The 14,454-nt window shown below is 51.2% G+C and carries 19 protein-coding genes and 5 tRNA genes; 19 read left to right on the top strand and 5 right to left on the bottom strand.

Annotated elements, in window-relative coordinates; translation table 11 throughout:
• The 16 genes from RX717_RS12665 to RX717_RS12590 all read left to right on the top strand — a co-directional run bounded on the left by RX717_RS12665 (position 1) and on the right by RX717_RS12590 (position 9,300).
• Entirely contained in the window at positions 1–603 is a 603-nt protein-coding gene (locus RX717_RS12665; protein ID WP_316960324.1) for a hypothetical protein, read from the top strand.
• Positions 600–923, top strand: coding sequence for a hypothetical protein (locus RX717_RS12660; RefSeq protein ID WP_054328530.1), 324 nt, complete (start codon positions 600–602; stop codon positions 921–923). The genes RX717_RS12665 and RX717_RS12660 overlap by 4 nt, the downstream gene beginning before the upstream one ends.
• Positions 924–961: 38 nt before the next feature.
• Entirely contained in the window at positions 962–2,737 is a 1,776-nt protein-coding gene (locus RX717_RS12655) for a hypothetical protein (RefSeq protein WP_316960323.1), read from the top strand.
• 5 nt (positions 2,738–2,742) lie between these two features.
• Positions 2,743–3,006 (top strand): hypothetical protein, encoded by a 264-nt coding sequence (locus tag RX717_RS12650; protein ID WP_316960322.1) that lies wholly within the window; start codon positions 2,743–2,745, stop codon positions 3,004–3,006.
• A complete protein-coding gene (locus tag RX717_RS12645) occupies positions 3,003–3,152 on the top strand; it encodes an XkdX family protein (protein WP_316960321.1) in 150 nt (49 codons plus the stop codon). The genes RX717_RS12650 and RX717_RS12645 overlap by 4 nt, the downstream gene beginning before the upstream one ends.
• A gap of 1 nt (position 3,153) precedes the next feature.
• On the top strand, positions 3,154–4,248 hold the full coding sequence (locus tag RX717_RS12640) for an S-layer homology domain-containing protein (protein ID WP_316960320.1): 1,095 nt from the start codon (positions 3,154–3,156) through the stop codon (positions 4,246–4,248).
• A 34-nt stretch (positions 4,249–4,282) separates the two neighbouring features.
• Positions 4,283–4,594, top strand: coding sequence for a hypothetical protein (locus RX717_RS12635; RefSeq protein ID WP_186950571.1), 312 nt, complete (start codon positions 4,283–4,285; stop codon positions 4,592–4,594).
• A gap of 13 nt (positions 4,595–4,607) precedes the next feature.
• Entirely contained in the window at positions 4,608–4,871 is a 264-nt protein-coding gene (locus RX717_RS12630; protein ID WP_186950573.1) for a phage holin family protein, read from the top strand.
• Between the two features lie 341 nt (positions 4,872–5,212).
• Complete coding sequence (locus RX717_RS12625; protein WP_316960319.1) at positions 5,213–5,968, top strand: CHAP domain-containing protein; 756 nt, start codon at positions 5,213–5,215, stop codon at positions 5,966–5,968.
• An 8-nt stretch (positions 5,969–5,976) separates the two neighbouring features.
• On the top strand, positions 5,977–6,222 hold the full coding sequence (locus tag RX717_RS12620; RefSeq protein WP_054328544.1) for a hypothetical protein: 246 nt from the start codon (positions 5,977–5,979) through the stop codon (positions 6,220–6,222).
• A 167-nt stretch (positions 6,223–6,389) separates the two neighbouring features.
• Complete coding sequence (locus RX717_RS12615) at positions 6,390–6,563, top strand: hypothetical protein (RefSeq protein WP_316960318.1); 174 nt, start codon at positions 6,390–6,392, stop codon at positions 6,561–6,563.
• Positions 6,563–6,988 carry a hypothetical protein gene (locus RX717_RS12610; protein ID WP_316960317.1) on the top strand — a complete coding sequence of 142 codons (426 nt, stop codon included), beginning with the start codon at positions 6,563–6,565 and terminating at the stop codon, positions 6,986–6,988. Before RX717_RS12615 ends, RX717_RS12610 begins: the two co-directional genes overlap by 1 nt.
• On the top strand, positions 6,945–7,190 hold the full coding sequence (locus RX717_RS12605; protein WP_152959543.1) for a hypothetical protein: 246 nt from the start codon (positions 6,945–6,947) through the stop codon (positions 7,188–7,190). The genes RX717_RS12610 and RX717_RS12605 overlap by 44 nt, the downstream gene beginning before the upstream one ends.
• A gap of 129 nt (positions 7,191–7,319) precedes the next feature.
• Positions 7,320–8,081, top strand: a complete 762-nt coding sequence (locus tag RX717_RS12600) for a hypothetical protein (protein WP_316960316.1) — start codon at positions 7,320–7,322, stop codon at positions 8,079–8,081.
• Between the two features lie 98 nt (positions 8,082–8,179).
• The gene (locus tag RX717_RS12595) at positions 8,180–8,593 is read left to right on the top strand and encodes a hypothetical protein (RefSeq protein ID WP_316960315.1); all 414 of its coding nucleotides are present in this window, start codon (positions 8,180–8,182) and stop codon (positions 8,591–8,593) included.
• Complete coding sequence (locus tag RX717_RS12590; RefSeq protein WP_316960314.1) at positions 8,590–9,300, top strand: DUF7841 family protein; 711 nt, start codon at positions 8,590–8,592, stop codon at positions 9,298–9,300. The genes RX717_RS12595 and RX717_RS12590 overlap by 4 nt, the downstream gene beginning before the upstream one ends.
• A 181-nt stretch (positions 9,301–9,481) precedes the next feature.
• On the opposite strand, the gene RX717_RS12585 is transcribed toward RX717_RS12590, so the two are convergent.
• The 5 genes from RX717_RS12585 to RX717_RS12565 form a co-directional block, all read right to left on the bottom strand.
• Positions 9,482–9,557 (bottom strand) — tRNA-Lys (locus RX717_RS12585).
• Positions 9,558–9,571: 14 nt separating this feature from the next.
• A tRNA-Gln gene (locus tag RX717_RS12580) sits at positions 9,572–9,646 on the bottom strand.
• A 78-nt stretch (positions 9,647–9,724) separates the two neighbouring features.
• Positions 9,725–9,801, bottom strand: a tRNA-His gene (locus RX717_RS12575).
• Between the two features lie 27 nt (positions 9,802–9,828).
• Positions 9,829–9,905, bottom strand: a tRNA-Arg gene (locus tag RX717_RS12570).
• A gap of 33 nt (positions 9,906–9,938) precedes the next feature.
• Positions 9,939–10,012, bottom strand: a tRNA-Gly gene (locus tag RX717_RS12565).
• 227 nt (positions 10,013–10,239) lie between these two features.
• Here RX717_RS12565 and RX717_RS12560 point away from each other — a divergent pair.
• The 3 genes from RX717_RS12560 to RX717_RS12550 all read left to right on the top strand — a co-directional run bounded on the left by RX717_RS12560 (position 10,240) and on the right by RX717_RS12550 (position 14,388).
• Positions 10,240–10,977, top strand: a complete 738-nt coding sequence (locus RX717_RS12560) for a cyclase family protein (protein ID WP_054326347.1) — start codon at positions 10,240–10,242, stop codon at positions 10,975–10,977.
• A 76-nt stretch (positions 10,978–11,053) separates the two neighbouring features.
• Positions 11,054–12,793 (top strand): cache domain-containing sensor histidine kinase, encoded by a 1,740-nt coding sequence (locus RX717_RS12555; RefSeq protein ID WP_107631673.1) that lies wholly within the window; start codon positions 11,054–11,056, stop codon positions 12,791–12,793.
• Entirely contained in the window at positions 12,790–14,388 is a 1,599-nt protein-coding gene (locus tag RX717_RS12550) for a response regulator transcription factor (RefSeq protein ID WP_107631674.1), read from the top strand. The genes RX717_RS12555 and RX717_RS12550 overlap by 4 nt, the downstream gene beginning before the upstream one ends.
• Positions 14,389–14,454: the final 66 nt, after the last annotated feature.

The raw sequence follows: 14,454 nt of genomic DNA, 5'->3' as shown, positions 1-14,454 counted from the left end.
ATGCCAACGACCGAAGGATATAACGGAACATTTACAGGACCACAGATCGATGAAGCGATCGCCAAAACAAAAAATACAATAACCGCATCAAACGGCGGTGAGCTTGACATGGCGGAAAGCCTTGGGGGCGGCCCCTATGTGATTGAGTTCACAGAAGAAACCTCGTCCGGCGGCCCGGGCGGCATGACGGAGGAGGAAGCGGACGCAAGGTACCTCAAGCTCGCGGGCGGTACGCTGACGGGCGCGGTCGATATGGGCGGCAACGCTGTGACCAATCTGCCCGCGCCGGTAAATGACGGCGACGCGGCGAGAAAGGCTGATGTGGAAGCGGGAAAGCCCAAGGCGGCGCTTGTTTCCCTTCCGGCAGCAGGTTGGAGTGGAAGCGCGGCTCCATATACACAAAACGTAACGGTTTCCGGCATATCGGCAAATGAAAGTGCGCAGTTGATTCTTCCAATGCCCGCCGCAGCGAGTATGGCTGCATATAACGCGGCGGGTATTCAATGCACAGGACAGGCGGCGAATACGCTGACATTCCAGTGTCAGACCAAGCCTGCGGCGGCAATCAGTGTTTATGTGACCGTACAGGAGGTAAGAGCGTGATCCATAATCCGATCATAGTGGGCGAATCGACCAAAGGGCTGATGAAGTTTACGGCGCGGGTGAGCTATACCGGATCGGCGCTGAATAAAAACACTCTGGATATTTCGGCAAGCGGGAGCGAACTGCTTCTTTTAACTGACAAGGACGGCCGCACACAAATTGTTAATCCGTTTTATGTGAATGATGTTCCATACGTTTTTGTGACAGCAGCAAGCGCCAGGTATAAGATAACATATTGCAATACATGGGTTCAAATAAGTACAGGCATGCTCAATTTTGCCCTAACCAAAATCCAACTTGGCACGCTGGAAACACTCTAACCAAAGATTATCAACAAACCGAAAAAGGAGGGGATAACTTGGCAATCAAAGTAAACGGCCTGCTGGTCGCCGGACTTGGCAAAAGCGCGTATGAGCAGGCGCGGGAGGGCGGCTATACCGGAACAGAGGAAGAGTTCATTTCCGCGTTGGCGAATATCGGCAGCAATCCAACAGCAGAGGGTTTGCCGGTGAATGACGTTCGCACCGGCACCGTGCGGGATGGCCAGAGTATCGCGGCGGGGGATGTGGTGAATGTTCAGGACGGGGAAATCTACCGCGACGTTGTGGCGCAGAAGAATGTGGAGAACCGATTAAACACGGTTGTCATGACCGATTCTGACCTGTTCAAACTGAATGAAAGCTATAGTATTTTGATTGGCAATAGTTCAAGTAATCCTGTGGCATACCTGATAGACAACACAACAGGAAAGAGTGTTTATAGTGTAAGTGCCTATTCATCTGCGGTTTTATCTATTTCAGGCGATCGGCTGGATGATACGCATTTCGTGGTGCAGGCGCTAACACAAACGACCTTGTTTGCTAAAATAGGCACAGTAAATGGAACATCGATTTCGTTTGGAGAACAAACCAATATAATCTCTGCGGTTATTGGAAATGCGCCGGTTGTTGCATTGGAGGCGGATCGCATAATGTCGATTTTTACATCCAGCAGCAAGTTGGGCATCGGAATATCGCTGGTGAACGGAACTACAATCACACAAAAACAGACTTATTATCTTCCTGGTAATGTTAACGCTGGCCACATCTCCGCAACCCGCATCCCCGACGATGACAGCGGAAACAAGCGCGTGTGCATCTGCTTTTCCGATACCGGCGACGGCAACAAGGGCAAGGCGGTTATTGCGACGATTGACAGCGCGAATGCGGTGACATTTGGGGAGGTGGTGACGTTCTCTGACGGCACCATTTATGCAACAAGCTGTGCGGCAGATAAAACAGGCAATATTCTTGTTGGGTATATCCGTAATCAAGATACAGCAAGCAAAATTACAATATTCGTTGTACTCAACGCAGAACTAAACCCGATAAGCAACGAGTCAAATAACAATACGGGTAATGTAGTTTCAGTGCAGGCGATCGTTTATGATGATGATAAATTTGCCTGTGTAATAGATAACTATGCGAAATTGTTTGAATTTTCTGACGGAGTTTTAGGCCTTGTTACGGCATACAGCTATAATGCAAATAATCCAGATTGTTTGAGTGCTGCTGCTATCGAAAAGTCAAAAATACTTATTGCATTTGCAAACAGGTCTAATTCCTCCTACGGCACCACCACCATCCTGGAAATCTCCGGTAACCAGATCGCAGGCTCGTTCCTGAACAACTCCAAAGACGCAATCGCTCTTGAATCCGGAAAGGGCGGAGATACCATCAAACTCGGTTTTGGTGGGTACTGCGCATGTGAGGGCGTAACCGCAGGTCAGACGATCGATTCAGAGGGCGTGACGGCGTATAGCCCGCTGGATGGGTGGCTGGAAATCAAGGATCAGTGGGCGAAAGGATATGTAACAGGAGAGTATACGGGTAACGGTACTTATGGCGCTGGTAACCCTACAGTAATTGATGTGGGATTTCGGCCGGAATGTTTAATTATTGGAGCCGAATCTGCCAATAGTGCAACCGGAGCAGTTTTTGTCTTGCTTAATGGCGTGAATCTTTCGTATTCTTTGCCTAATGGTGGAGCAGTGAATGTGTCAGTTAATGAATCACAAATTTTGTTTTATGCTAATTCCGCATCAGGACAGATGAATGCCAGTGGTTCTGTTTACCGCTATATCGCATGGAGGTAACGCCAATGCTAATTATCAACACGGAAACCAGACAGATGCGCACCCTCCACCACGGACAAGCACCGGACGGGTGGATTCCGGTCCCTGTCAGCCTTGAACCCTGCGCGCGTGCCTACTGCCCGTACTGTGAACTGGCGATCGAGGACGGCGAGCTGGTGGATATTACGCCGACCGCACGGCCTCCTGAACCGGAGCCGGAGCCGACGCGGGAAGAACAGCTCCGCGCGGACGTGGATTTTATCGCGGCTATGACGGGGGTGGAGCTATGACAGTATTTGAAATGGCGCGGCATTATTATCCCAAGCTGTGGGACATTGGCCGGATAGACCAGCTTTACACGGCGGGGAAGCTCTCGGATGAAAAGTACGAACAGATTACGGGTAAGCAGTACGGGACAGGAAAAGGGGAGGTATAACGTGGCTACTGAAACAACAAATCTGCACACTGAAAACAACTACATCCGCAAGTTTACGGGTGTGGACAGGTTCCATAACGCGGGATACTTTGGGGAGCGCGTCACGGCGGCTACCGGAGAGAACTGGAGCATCAAAAACTATAATCCGGATGATCTGGTCATTATCCCGTTTGGGGATGGGTACGGCTGGGGGAATTTCTCGGGAGGGCATGGCAGCAAGACAGCGGCAACATTCTTTCAGGTTGCGCCCAGATCACGGTTAGTCCAGCTTTCCAAAATCAGCAGGGCGAGGACAGGGAAGGACTGCTACTGCGGACTGGAGGATGATTGCCTGCCATATATCGAAGAATACGGCATCACCTCTGTATTCTGCTCGTTTGACATGATCTGCGACAAATACCTTGCCCAGAAATACCAGACGGTGATCGATGGGCTGGGGACATTTAACCTGTTTGTCGCGGCGGGTAATGATTCTTCCACGGATTATGTGGAGCTGGCGCGGTGCGATGCCGTGACGACCGTTGGAGCGTACTACATCCAGAATAACAAAGCCATTCCGGAGGACTTTTCCTCTACGACGGAATATCTTGATTTTGCCGCGCCGGACAGGCAGGTTGTGAAATTCGCAAAAGAAACCGGCGTGACTACATATGGCAAACAGACCGGAACGTCGTTCGCGGCTCCATGGCTCTGCGGTATGGCGTGCCTGGTCAATGACTTTTTTATCGACAAAACAGGGAAGCCGCTGACCCACGAGGCAATGATGCGCTTTTTCAGGGATCATTGTGTGGATATTGGGGCGGAGGGCTTCGACAGCAAAACCGGACACGGTATGGTTATCCTGCCGGAGCCGTCAGAGATCAACGTCTGGAAGTACCAGACGAAAGAGGGGGGTGAGACGATGTACAAGGACGAAAATCAGATTTCCGAATGGGCAAAGGAAAATGTAAGGTATTGTAACGAGTACGGCATTATGGAAGGGGATGCAGACGGGAAGTTCCGGCCGCGGGATTTTCCTACACGCGAAGAGCTGGCCTGCTCGCAGGCGCGTCTCCACAAGAGCATCCTGAATATTATCCGCGAGATGATGAAATGAGAGGGGGGGACGGGGTATAGCGCCCCACTTGCCTATGGAAAACCAATGCACAAACAATCCGCACGAGTGCATCACGCTTGCCCGCGTGGAAGCGTTGGAAAAGCGGATGGACAGGGCGAGCGACACGCACAAGGAGTTCTTTGACCGTATCCGCGCATTGGAGCAGGACAGCGCGGTACAGGAAGAACGGTATAACACCATTATTGAGAAACTGGACAGCCTGACCGCTACCGTCGCGGAGGTTACAAGCAAGCCTGCAAGACGGTGGGAAAGCATTGTGGACAAGTCGGTATGGGCAGTGCTGGCGGCAGTAATCGCATTCCTGCTTGCAAGAATTGGACTTTGAAAGGAGCGTACTTATGGAAAGTTTGGGATTTACGGCGATTCCGGCAATCACGGTAATTTGCTATCTGATCGCACAGATCGTAAAGGCTACGGCGCTTGACAACAAGTGGCTGCCGATCATCTGCGGCATTTCCGGCGCGGTGTTGGGAATTGTAGCGATGCGGATTATGCCGGAGTATGGCGCAAACGACCCGCTGACGGCAATTGCAATCGGCATTGTGTCCGGCCTTGCGGCGACGGGTGTAAACCAGATTGTCAAACAGCTCGGACAGAAATAAAAAAGCCGCCCGATGGCGGCAAATTGACACAGCGCGGCGTGCGATGGTATAATATGTCGGGCGCTGTCGTTCCCAGCGGCGGGCGGTTGGCCACTCCTTGAGAAAGGGGTGGTGCATATGGGCTTGAGATTCGCAAGGATTTCAATATGTGCAGCAATCTTGTTACACATTTTTGTTACATATGCAAAGTAGCCGCCCCTACGACCAAATAGATGCGGCTACTTTGTAGTTAACTCTTAGGGTCAACCGCTCGTCGGCAGCGCCCCTTTGTATAGATATTATACCACAAGCCCCGCCTGTGTCAAGGTGGGGCTTTTTGTTTTGAAATTGAGGTGAATCATTTGGGAAAAGCAAGCGGTATTTTGAGGGTTGCCGCCGCAGAGGTCGGCTATCTGGAGAAAGCGAGCAATGCGGGCCTTGACAGCAAGACCGCAAACGCAGGCTCGAATAACTGGACGAAATACGGCAAGTGGTACGGCCTGAACGGACCGGAAGCCTACTGGTGCCATATGTTTATAAGCTGGTGCGCGGCACAGTCCGGTAATGCCGGAACCATCCCGCGCACGGCAAGCTGCTATAACGGCAAGGACTGGTTCGCGGAGCGCGGGCGCTTCCACCTGCGGGCGGCTTACACGCCGAGAGCGGGCGATGTCGTATATTTCTCCACCCGCCAGTATCCGAACGGAGGCGGGCATGTAGGTATCGTGGAGAAGGTGGAAAACGGCTATGTCTACACCATCGAGGGGAATACCTCGGGCGCGTCCGGCGTGGTAGCGAACGGCGGCGGTGTGGCACGCAAATCCTACCCGCTGGGGTATCCCAGCATATACGGCTACGGCAATCCAAAATATGAACAGGAGGAACCAGATATGACCGAAGCACAAACCAGAGCAATTGCCAAAGAGGAAGCAAACAAAATGCAGCCGAAGCGGTACAGGGAGGTATCGGATATGCCGGAGTATATGCGCGCGGACATGCAGGTATTGATTGACGAAAAGGTGCTGACCGGAAAGGGAGGCAGCGAGGCGGATAAGGGCCTTGACCTGACCGAGGACATGGCGCGCATGCTTATTATGATGCGAAGAATGATTGACTGAGGTGCAACATGGCAGGACGTGCAAAGGTGCCGGAAGAACTGGAACGGCTGACAAAGAGCCAGCGGTTGACCGTGATAGACGAGGCCGCGCTGGGTTTCGAGAATACGGTCATAGCCCGCAGGACGCTGATAGACCACTACCCGCAGGCAGACATTGCCGCTGAAATCGGGTACGACAGGTCCGTTGTTTCGCGGCGCTCCAGGGATATCTTTGCACGCCTGATCGACGTTGCCCGAATACTGCATATGGCTTAGCCCCGTGGGAGAACCCACGGGGTTTGCTTTTGCACACAACCGCACACAAACGCAACACAAGCGCACACATCAAATCACGGTTTGTCCTACAATTAAATCATGGAGAACGGAAAAACGCTCGGTTCACGTCGCCGAGCGCCGTTTTCCAAAGAGAGGACGTGATTGGAATGGTAGCTTACGAGGAGCGCCTTGAGCGGCTTGGATATGCGCCGGAATGTGCAAGGCGCATTGTGGACGATTTTACTTCCACAGGGAAGCTCAAGGATTTAGCGGATTATATCAACTATAAAGAGAGCGAAAAACGTTCTATCAACGAACATGTAACGGAGGTGCTGGGTTGATGGCGTATCCTTATCAAACATATCTGCCCAATCAGGGAATGCAGCAGATGCCATACCAGCAGCCGATGATGCAGCAGCCCATGCCGCAGCAGCCTCCGGCACCGATCGTCCGGCCGGTAGCTTCGCTGGATGAAGCAAGAGCAGTACAGACGGATTTCGGCGGGGCGCTGACGATCATGCCGGATATTTCGCACGGATTCGTTTATACAAAGCAGCTTAATTTCCAGACGGGCAGCGCGGATTTCGCAGCCTACCAGCGCGTGCAGGAGCAGGCGGCTCCGCAGCAGGACATTAACCTTTCGGAATATGTGAAGAAGTCTGACTTTGACGAACTCGCAAGGCGGTTTAACGCCTTGTGCGACCAGTTAGGAGGGACAACAAATGAACATGGGTCAAATGCTCATGCAGGGGCTGACGGCAAATAACCCGATGGTCGCCCAGATCATGCAGATGAAAAACAGCGGCATGACCCCGCAGCAGGCGTTGCAGCAGATGGCGCAGAGCAATCCGCAGATGCGGCAGATCATGCAGGGCGGCAATCCCCAGCAGGCGGCAATGAACATGCTGAAAGAAGCGGGTCTGGACCCGCAGCAGTTCATGCGGCAGGCAAACCAACTTTTCAAATAAGGCAGAGATACTTCTGAAAATCTGTCTCTTTTTCGGTTTACTCGGTTCCTGATAAAAAAACCGCTTCCCATTGAACATCAGGGGAGCGCGCGGCCCCGATGTAAATACACGAAAAGGAGAAAATTTAATATGGATAACGATTTCGCAACCGGTTATGCACTCGGTTCGGACAGCGGTAACAACAACTGCGGAAACGGCATGTGGGGCGGTGATGGCTGGTGGGCCATTATCCTCTTTGCCATGATTTTCGGCTGGGGACGCGGCGGCTTTGGCTTCGGCGGCTTCGGCGGCGGCGCGTCCACTGATCCTGGCCTGCAGGGCATTGCGACCCGCGCTGATGTAAACGAGGCGATTGCATTCAACGGACTTGAGCGCGGCATTTCTGCAATCCAGCAGGGCATCTGCGATTCCACCTACGCGCTGAACAACGCGGTTACCGGCGGCTTCAACAGCACCAATGTTGCGATGCTGCAGGGCTTTAACGGTGTGGACAAGTCCCTGTGCCAGCTCGGCTACAACCTGCAGGACTGCTGCTGCCAGACCCAGAACGCGATCCAGGGCGTGCGCTATGACATGGCGACGCAGGCTTGCGACACCCGCAACACGATCCAGAACTCGACCCGTGACATCATCGACAACCAGAACGCGAACTATCGCGGCCTGATGGACTTCATGGTACAGTCCAAGATCGATTCGCTGCAGTCCGAGAATCAGGCGCTCAAGCTGGCAGCTTCGCAGGCCAACCAGAACAGCTACCTGACCGCAACGCTGGACGCGCAGACCAATGAGCTGATCCGCCGCATCAACCCGATGCCGGTACCGGCTTATCAGGTTCCCGCGCCGTATCCCTATTGCGGAACCTACAACAGCGGCTGCGGCTGTGGCTGCTAAACGGGTCGAAATCGACCCCTTTAACTTTCCGGCTCTGCCGTGATAACTTCGGGCGGCGGGCAATAGTCTGCCGCCCTTGATTTTCAGGAGGTAAAACTATGTCTTGCAAACCTGTATGTAAGCTGTGTCCCAATCTGGTGATCTCGCAGGCGGTGACGTTCACGGGCGGCAATCTGGAGATCAACCTTCCGGCTGGAAGTTACAACGACTGCGAGAAATACTGCATTGTTGTAGCGCAGGCAATCCCCGACACGACCACGATCAATGCGCCGGTGTATATCACTATCGGCACGGGTACGACGCTGTATCCGCTGACTAAGCGCAACTGTGCGCAGGTGACGGCCTGCGGCATCCGCACCCGTACGCGGTATTCGACCTGTGTTTCCACGTCTGCGACCGGCGGCTCGTTTCGGATGCTCGGCAATCCCTGCTGCGCACCCAGCAACAACCTGACCAGCATTGACGGCGGCGCGGCTCCCGCGCCCGCGACCAGAGGGGCGGTGAGCAAATGACGCGCACCGCAAAGATGATGATGCTTTCCGGCCGTGGCCGCCGTAGGATCGGCGTAGAATACGAGGATTACCCGCGCGATTATGTAGAGGACAAATTCCGCGACCGTCGCGGCCGTGAACATTACGACGACGGCCGTTTCGCCCCGCGCTCCGAAATGATGGAGCCTTATGACCGTGGATACCGCCGGTACTCTGACGGACGGTTTGCGCCAAGAAGCAGATATCCAGGCGGTTACATCCCGCCGGTTTATCATTCCCCTATGTATGAGGAGGACGATTATATGCAGCCGATTGGGTTTCGTGATGATCGGATGGATATGCATGGCGGCTCTTATGTAGGCGATGAACTGCACGGCGGGAACGGGCGCATGATGGGCCATGCACAAATGATGCGCGGCGTTGGGAAGATGGACCGCCAGACCGCAGAGGATTGGACGCGGCGCATGAAGAATGAGGACGGGACAACCGGCGCTCATTGGACGATGGAGCAGGCAGAACAGGTCATGCGTCAGCATGGTATCCAATGCGAACCTGCTGAGTTTTATGCCGCGCTTAACATGCTCTACTCGGATTTCTGCGAGGTATTCAAGAAGCATGGCGTAAACAAGATCGACTTCTATGCCGATATGGCAAAGGCATGGCTTGATGATAAGGATGCGGTAAGCGACAAGCTCTCTGCATATTACGAGTATGTAGTGAAGCATTGAACAGAGGGGGCGGGAAACCGCCCCTTTTTTTAATAGGTGACACATCAAGTGACACACTTAAACGGTTTGTTTTGGCTGAAAATGGACGTTTATAATTTTCAAAGAATATGAAAAATATTAATAAAAAGTTCTTGTTATGTGCAAAAACCCCGCACAACTTAATGTTGCACGGGGTAAATGTTGGTGATCCAGCGGAGATTCGAACTCCGGACACCCTGCTTAAAAGGCAGGTGCTCTGCCGACTGAGCTACTGGATCGTGTTAAGTTGAAATGGCAGGGACGGCTGGATTCGAACCAGCGAATGTCGGCGTCAAAGGCCGATGCCTTACCGCTTGGCGACGCCCCTGTATTCGGCTGGATTGCATGGAGCCGGTCCTTATATTTATAACGCGCTGCATCAAGCAGCGCGTCACATGGTTTCATATGGGGTGGGTAAAGGGACTCGAACCCTCGACCCTCGGAACCACAATCCGATGCTCTAACCAACTGAGCTATACCCACCATATAAACTGTAGTCAACTGGAGAGATGGCACGCCAGGAGGGATTCGAACCCCCGGCCTACTGCTTAGAAGGCAGTTGCTCTATCCGGCTGAGCTACTGGCGCATATCAATTCCAGCCCGCGCATGGGAAAGAAAATGGAGCGGGTGATGGGAATCGAACCCACGTGTTCAGCTTGGAAGGCTGACATTCTACCATTGAACTACACCCGCGGGTTTTTCTGACGCTTAAACAGTATACCAATAATCAGCGATTTTGTCAATACTATTTTCTGCATCTTTTCCAACTAATGTACTTGTGTCAGGAAAGGCTTTCCATGGAAAAGAAAAAATAGGGTATGTTATAATAAATTAAAATTATTTGAAAGAACTCAAAAAATATCGGATTCTTTTCCACAACACACAAGGTATAATTAGTGCTATAAAAAGGAGGAATGGTTATGTCAGATATTCTATATACAATTCGTGAAGCGGTTTCAGCCTGTAATGTAGTTGATTTGTCGCCAGTATTGGAAAATGATATCCCGCGCTGGCCGACGCATCCCCCGCTGGTCATCCATCCGACAGTCACACATGCGCATGATGGATATTACTGCCAGACAATGTTTTTGGGAGAGCATACTGGAGCGCATGTTGATGCTCCCGCCCATCAGGTATCCGCAATGATGGAAAGTACGATTGAAACCTATCCGCCGGACTATCTGTGCGGCGTGGCGGTTACATACCCTTTGTATCAACTGGATGCCAAGCCTGGTCAGAGGATCACAGCGGATCAGATATTGTCACTTGAGGCGAAAATGGGAACGGCAGCGGGGGAAGATGAGATCGTTCTGCTGGATTTCCATTGGTTCCGCTACTGGTCGGCCGGAGCCGATTGGAAGTACTATGCCAAAAATGAACCCGGGCTTTCAGAAGATGCAGTCCGGCTATTCGCGGAGCGCAGGGTTCGGGCGGTAGGAAGCGATACGATCGCCTGTGATACTCCTGTAATTGCTGGGGAGGAAATGGAATCCTATGGACACCATATGCACTGGCTCCCCAATCATATCCTGATCATGGAGGAACTGCAGAATCTGGATAAATTGCCGGTGCGGTCTTACTTCATAGCTGTACCGCTGAAGATCAGAAACGGTTCAGGATCTCCAATCCGCCCGTTTGCATTCGTGCCGAGGAATTGAACAATGAGAAGCTGCCTGACATAAGAAGATGCTCTTTTGACAGGCAGTTTTTATTTTCTGCGGGGAGGAGTCTGAAATGCATGAACAATCCATGAAAAAACGTCTGTTCCGATTCTTTGGTGCTTTCTCCCTTATTTCTGTCGTAACAGTTGCCGCGGCAGCCTGCATTGTGTCCTATCGCCATGTGATGGAAATGGCGGTCACGACAAGCGAACAGATCGTAGAAAAAACAGCGGATGAAGTTGATAACCTATTGGAAGATATGATATCCATGTCGCGGATTATCAGTCGGTCAGCCGGTGTCCAGTCGGTCATGCGTACAGAATATCCACAATATAAAGCGCAGTTCAGCGATCGCTTTGAGCTGGACGCATACCTTTCGGAGCTGAACCAGTATAACAGCAGTATATTTGCTATGTATTTTTTTGCAGATAATGGTATAGCGGCAAAATCACAGTATTACTCTTTTATAAATGAAAAAGCAATGGACAACCCGTATTGCCAAAAAGCCCTGCAATCAGAACACACTATTTGGCTGCCGCCTGAACAAGGTTCGCAATTTGCCGTAACAACAGGAGAAACGCTGTTGACTACGGTCACGCCGGTAAAGGAGTTGGGGAGCGGAGAGTACCGCGGGATTGTGGTGGTGGAACTGGAAGCGGCAAAAGTCAGTTCTTTTCTGAATACCAGAGTCAGCGAAAGTGGTTTTTTATATATACAGGATACGTATGGACGGCCTATTATTGGCCCTGCGGATATGACCGCTGCCCAATTGTCGGAAAGGGTCCGGCAAAATGCGTCCTATTCCTGGAAAGATGCCATATTTCATGATCTGCGGATTGAACAACCGGTTTTACAGACGGGATGGAAGCTGGTATGTACCGTGCCGGGCAGAGAACTGGCGCAAAACGTTCTTTTGATTATCAAAATCGTGAGCCTGGTTTCAATTGGCGTTATGGGAATTGCGCTGCTGCTGGCCTATCGAGTCGCCGCGTATATTGTTTGCCCTATCACAAAATTGGATGAAAAAATGCGTTTGGTGGAACAGGGGGACTTGAATGTGCATGCCGTTCCAGAACGGGACGATGAGATCGGCGCGTTAACCAACCGCTTTAACATGATGCTCAATACTATACATATTCTTATGGAACATGAGGTGGAAAATCAGAAGAAACTTCGCCTGACCGAACTAAAGGCATTACAGGCGCAGATCAAGCCGCATTTCCTCTATAATACACTGGATTCTATTATCTGGATGGTGCGGTCGGGAGACAAGGATGGTGCGGTCCGCATGGTAATGGCCTTGACGCAGTTCCTAAAAATTGGGTTGAACAGGGGGCGGGAGGTTATTACACTGCGTGAGGAGCTGGCGCATGCCGGCAATTACCTGATTATACAGAATATACGGTATAAAGGAAAGTTCACGCATGAGATACATTTGAAAGAAGAGATCGCTTCCTGTCTGATTCCCAAGCTGGTCTTACAGCCGTTGATCGAAAATGCTATTTACCATGGCATGAAGCCTAAACGCGGGAGTTGTCATTTAAAAATTTGGGTACGGCCAATGGAAAAGAATATTGTGATAGATGTAACCGATAATGGCGTGGGCATGACAGAAGAGGCTTCTGCGGCACTGAATAATACGCTGCGGCACGGAAGCGGCCCGCGCGCAGAGAGTTATGGTGTGGTGAACGTAAACGAAAGGATTCGTATTCTGTTTGGAGAGCCGTACGGTGTGACGTTTGAAAGCCGGCAGGGGGAGGGAAGCTGCTTCCGCATTACCTTGCCGATGCGCTGGGAGGAGGAAACAGAGTGAAGGTATTGCTGGCAGACGACGAATATCTGATTCGAGAGGGACTGCGGGACAATGTGCCTTGGGCGGCTCATGGAATGGAGGTTATAGCAACAGCGGAGGATGGGGAACAGGCGCTGGAACTGGCGCGGCAATACCGGCCGGATCTTTTAATCACCGACATTTGTATGCCGTTTATGGATGGGTTAGAATTGGTGGAAAATGTATTGCGGGAGCAGGCGGATATCTGCGTGATATTGCTGACCTGCTATGATGAATTTGAATATGCTAAACGTGCGATTAAGCTGGGCGTAAAGGATTACATACTCAAGCCGATCGATTTGGCTTATATGGAGAGCCTGTTGGACGAGATTTTTGAAAAATATAAAGCAAGGCAGGAAGAAAATATAAAGCAGGAGCGCACGGAACTGCTTTCCTGCCTGCTGCACGCTGACTTGGATAAACAGCCTGAGGAAGCTGCGCTTGCGCAGGCAGGTATTCCTGTGGAGCGGTTCTATGCCTGTATTATGATCGATATTTTGGGCTATCGGTTTGCACGGGATACGTTCACTGAGCAGGAGCTACAGAAATATTTTAGCCGGTTCGCTGCGCAAGTAGAAGAATGTGCGGCAGAGCGCATGTTTTTTTATGAAGAATTTCAGACAGAGGGACGTGTCCTAATCGTTGTTTCGGGAAGAAATGCCCAGCAGGCAGCAGAGCATATGCAGGCTGTTTGCAGGGCGCTGCGCCAGGATGTGGATTTGAAAAATGAGTATCCCTTTCTTTGCGCTACAGATGGTGTGTCGGGAGACGTATGGGGGCTACAGGCGATGTACGGCCACTGTCAAAAAGTGCTGCAGTATGCTTTCCTTTATGATGAGACAAGCTTTTTGGATTACGCGGAGCTGAAGCGAATACGCCAGGATGACGGAACGCAGATTGCTGCTAATATAGCGCGTTTTGTCGACTGTATACGCACCTTTGATAAAGGTCTGATTGAGCAGAATATTTGTCTCATCACAGACAATATACGAGAAAGTGGACGATATTCCATTCTGTATGGCCAAATGTTTATTGCATCGGTGTACAGCCAGGTCACCGGCGCATTGAAAGAATTTGGGATCGATCTGTCCGAGGTGTTTGAAGATCCTGTGGAAGAATACCGCATGATCATTACGGCGGGCAGCCTGCAGAAGCAGATTAGCGGCCTCAGTGAACTGCTGGGGAAGGTGTGCGACTATGTACATGGAAAAAAAGGCGCGGCGCATCATACATTGATCGAAAAAGCGCGGCAGTATATCGAGCAGAATTATACCGACCATTCCATTTCTCTGCAAAGCGTTTCCGCTTCGGTCAATATGTCGTCATGTTACTTCAGTATTTTGTTTAAGCAGGAATGCGGCAAATCGTTTATCAGTTACCTGACTGACCTGCGCATGGAAAAGGCCAAGCAGCTTTTACGATATTCCGATCAGCGCTCCTATGAAATTGCACTGGCTGTTGGATATGACAACCCCAACTATTTTAGTACGCTCTTCAAGAAAAATACGGATTTTTCGCCCACGGAGTATCGACAGAGACAGAAAGAAAACGGGGCGGCAAAACAGAAAAAATCTTGAAATATTAAAAAAATATGTTGATTTACCACTATAGGAACAATCGGTATAATGAAAGCACATTCAGAA

It is taken from the genome of Intestinibacillus sp. NTUH-41-i26 (assembly GCF_032769475.1).
In the GTDB taxonomy this organism is placed as follows: domain Bacteria; phylum Bacillota; class Clostridia; order Oscillospirales; family Butyricicoccaceae; genus Agathobaculum; species Agathobaculum ammoniilyticum.
This window is presented reverse-complemented; position numbering and strand designations above follow the sequence as displayed.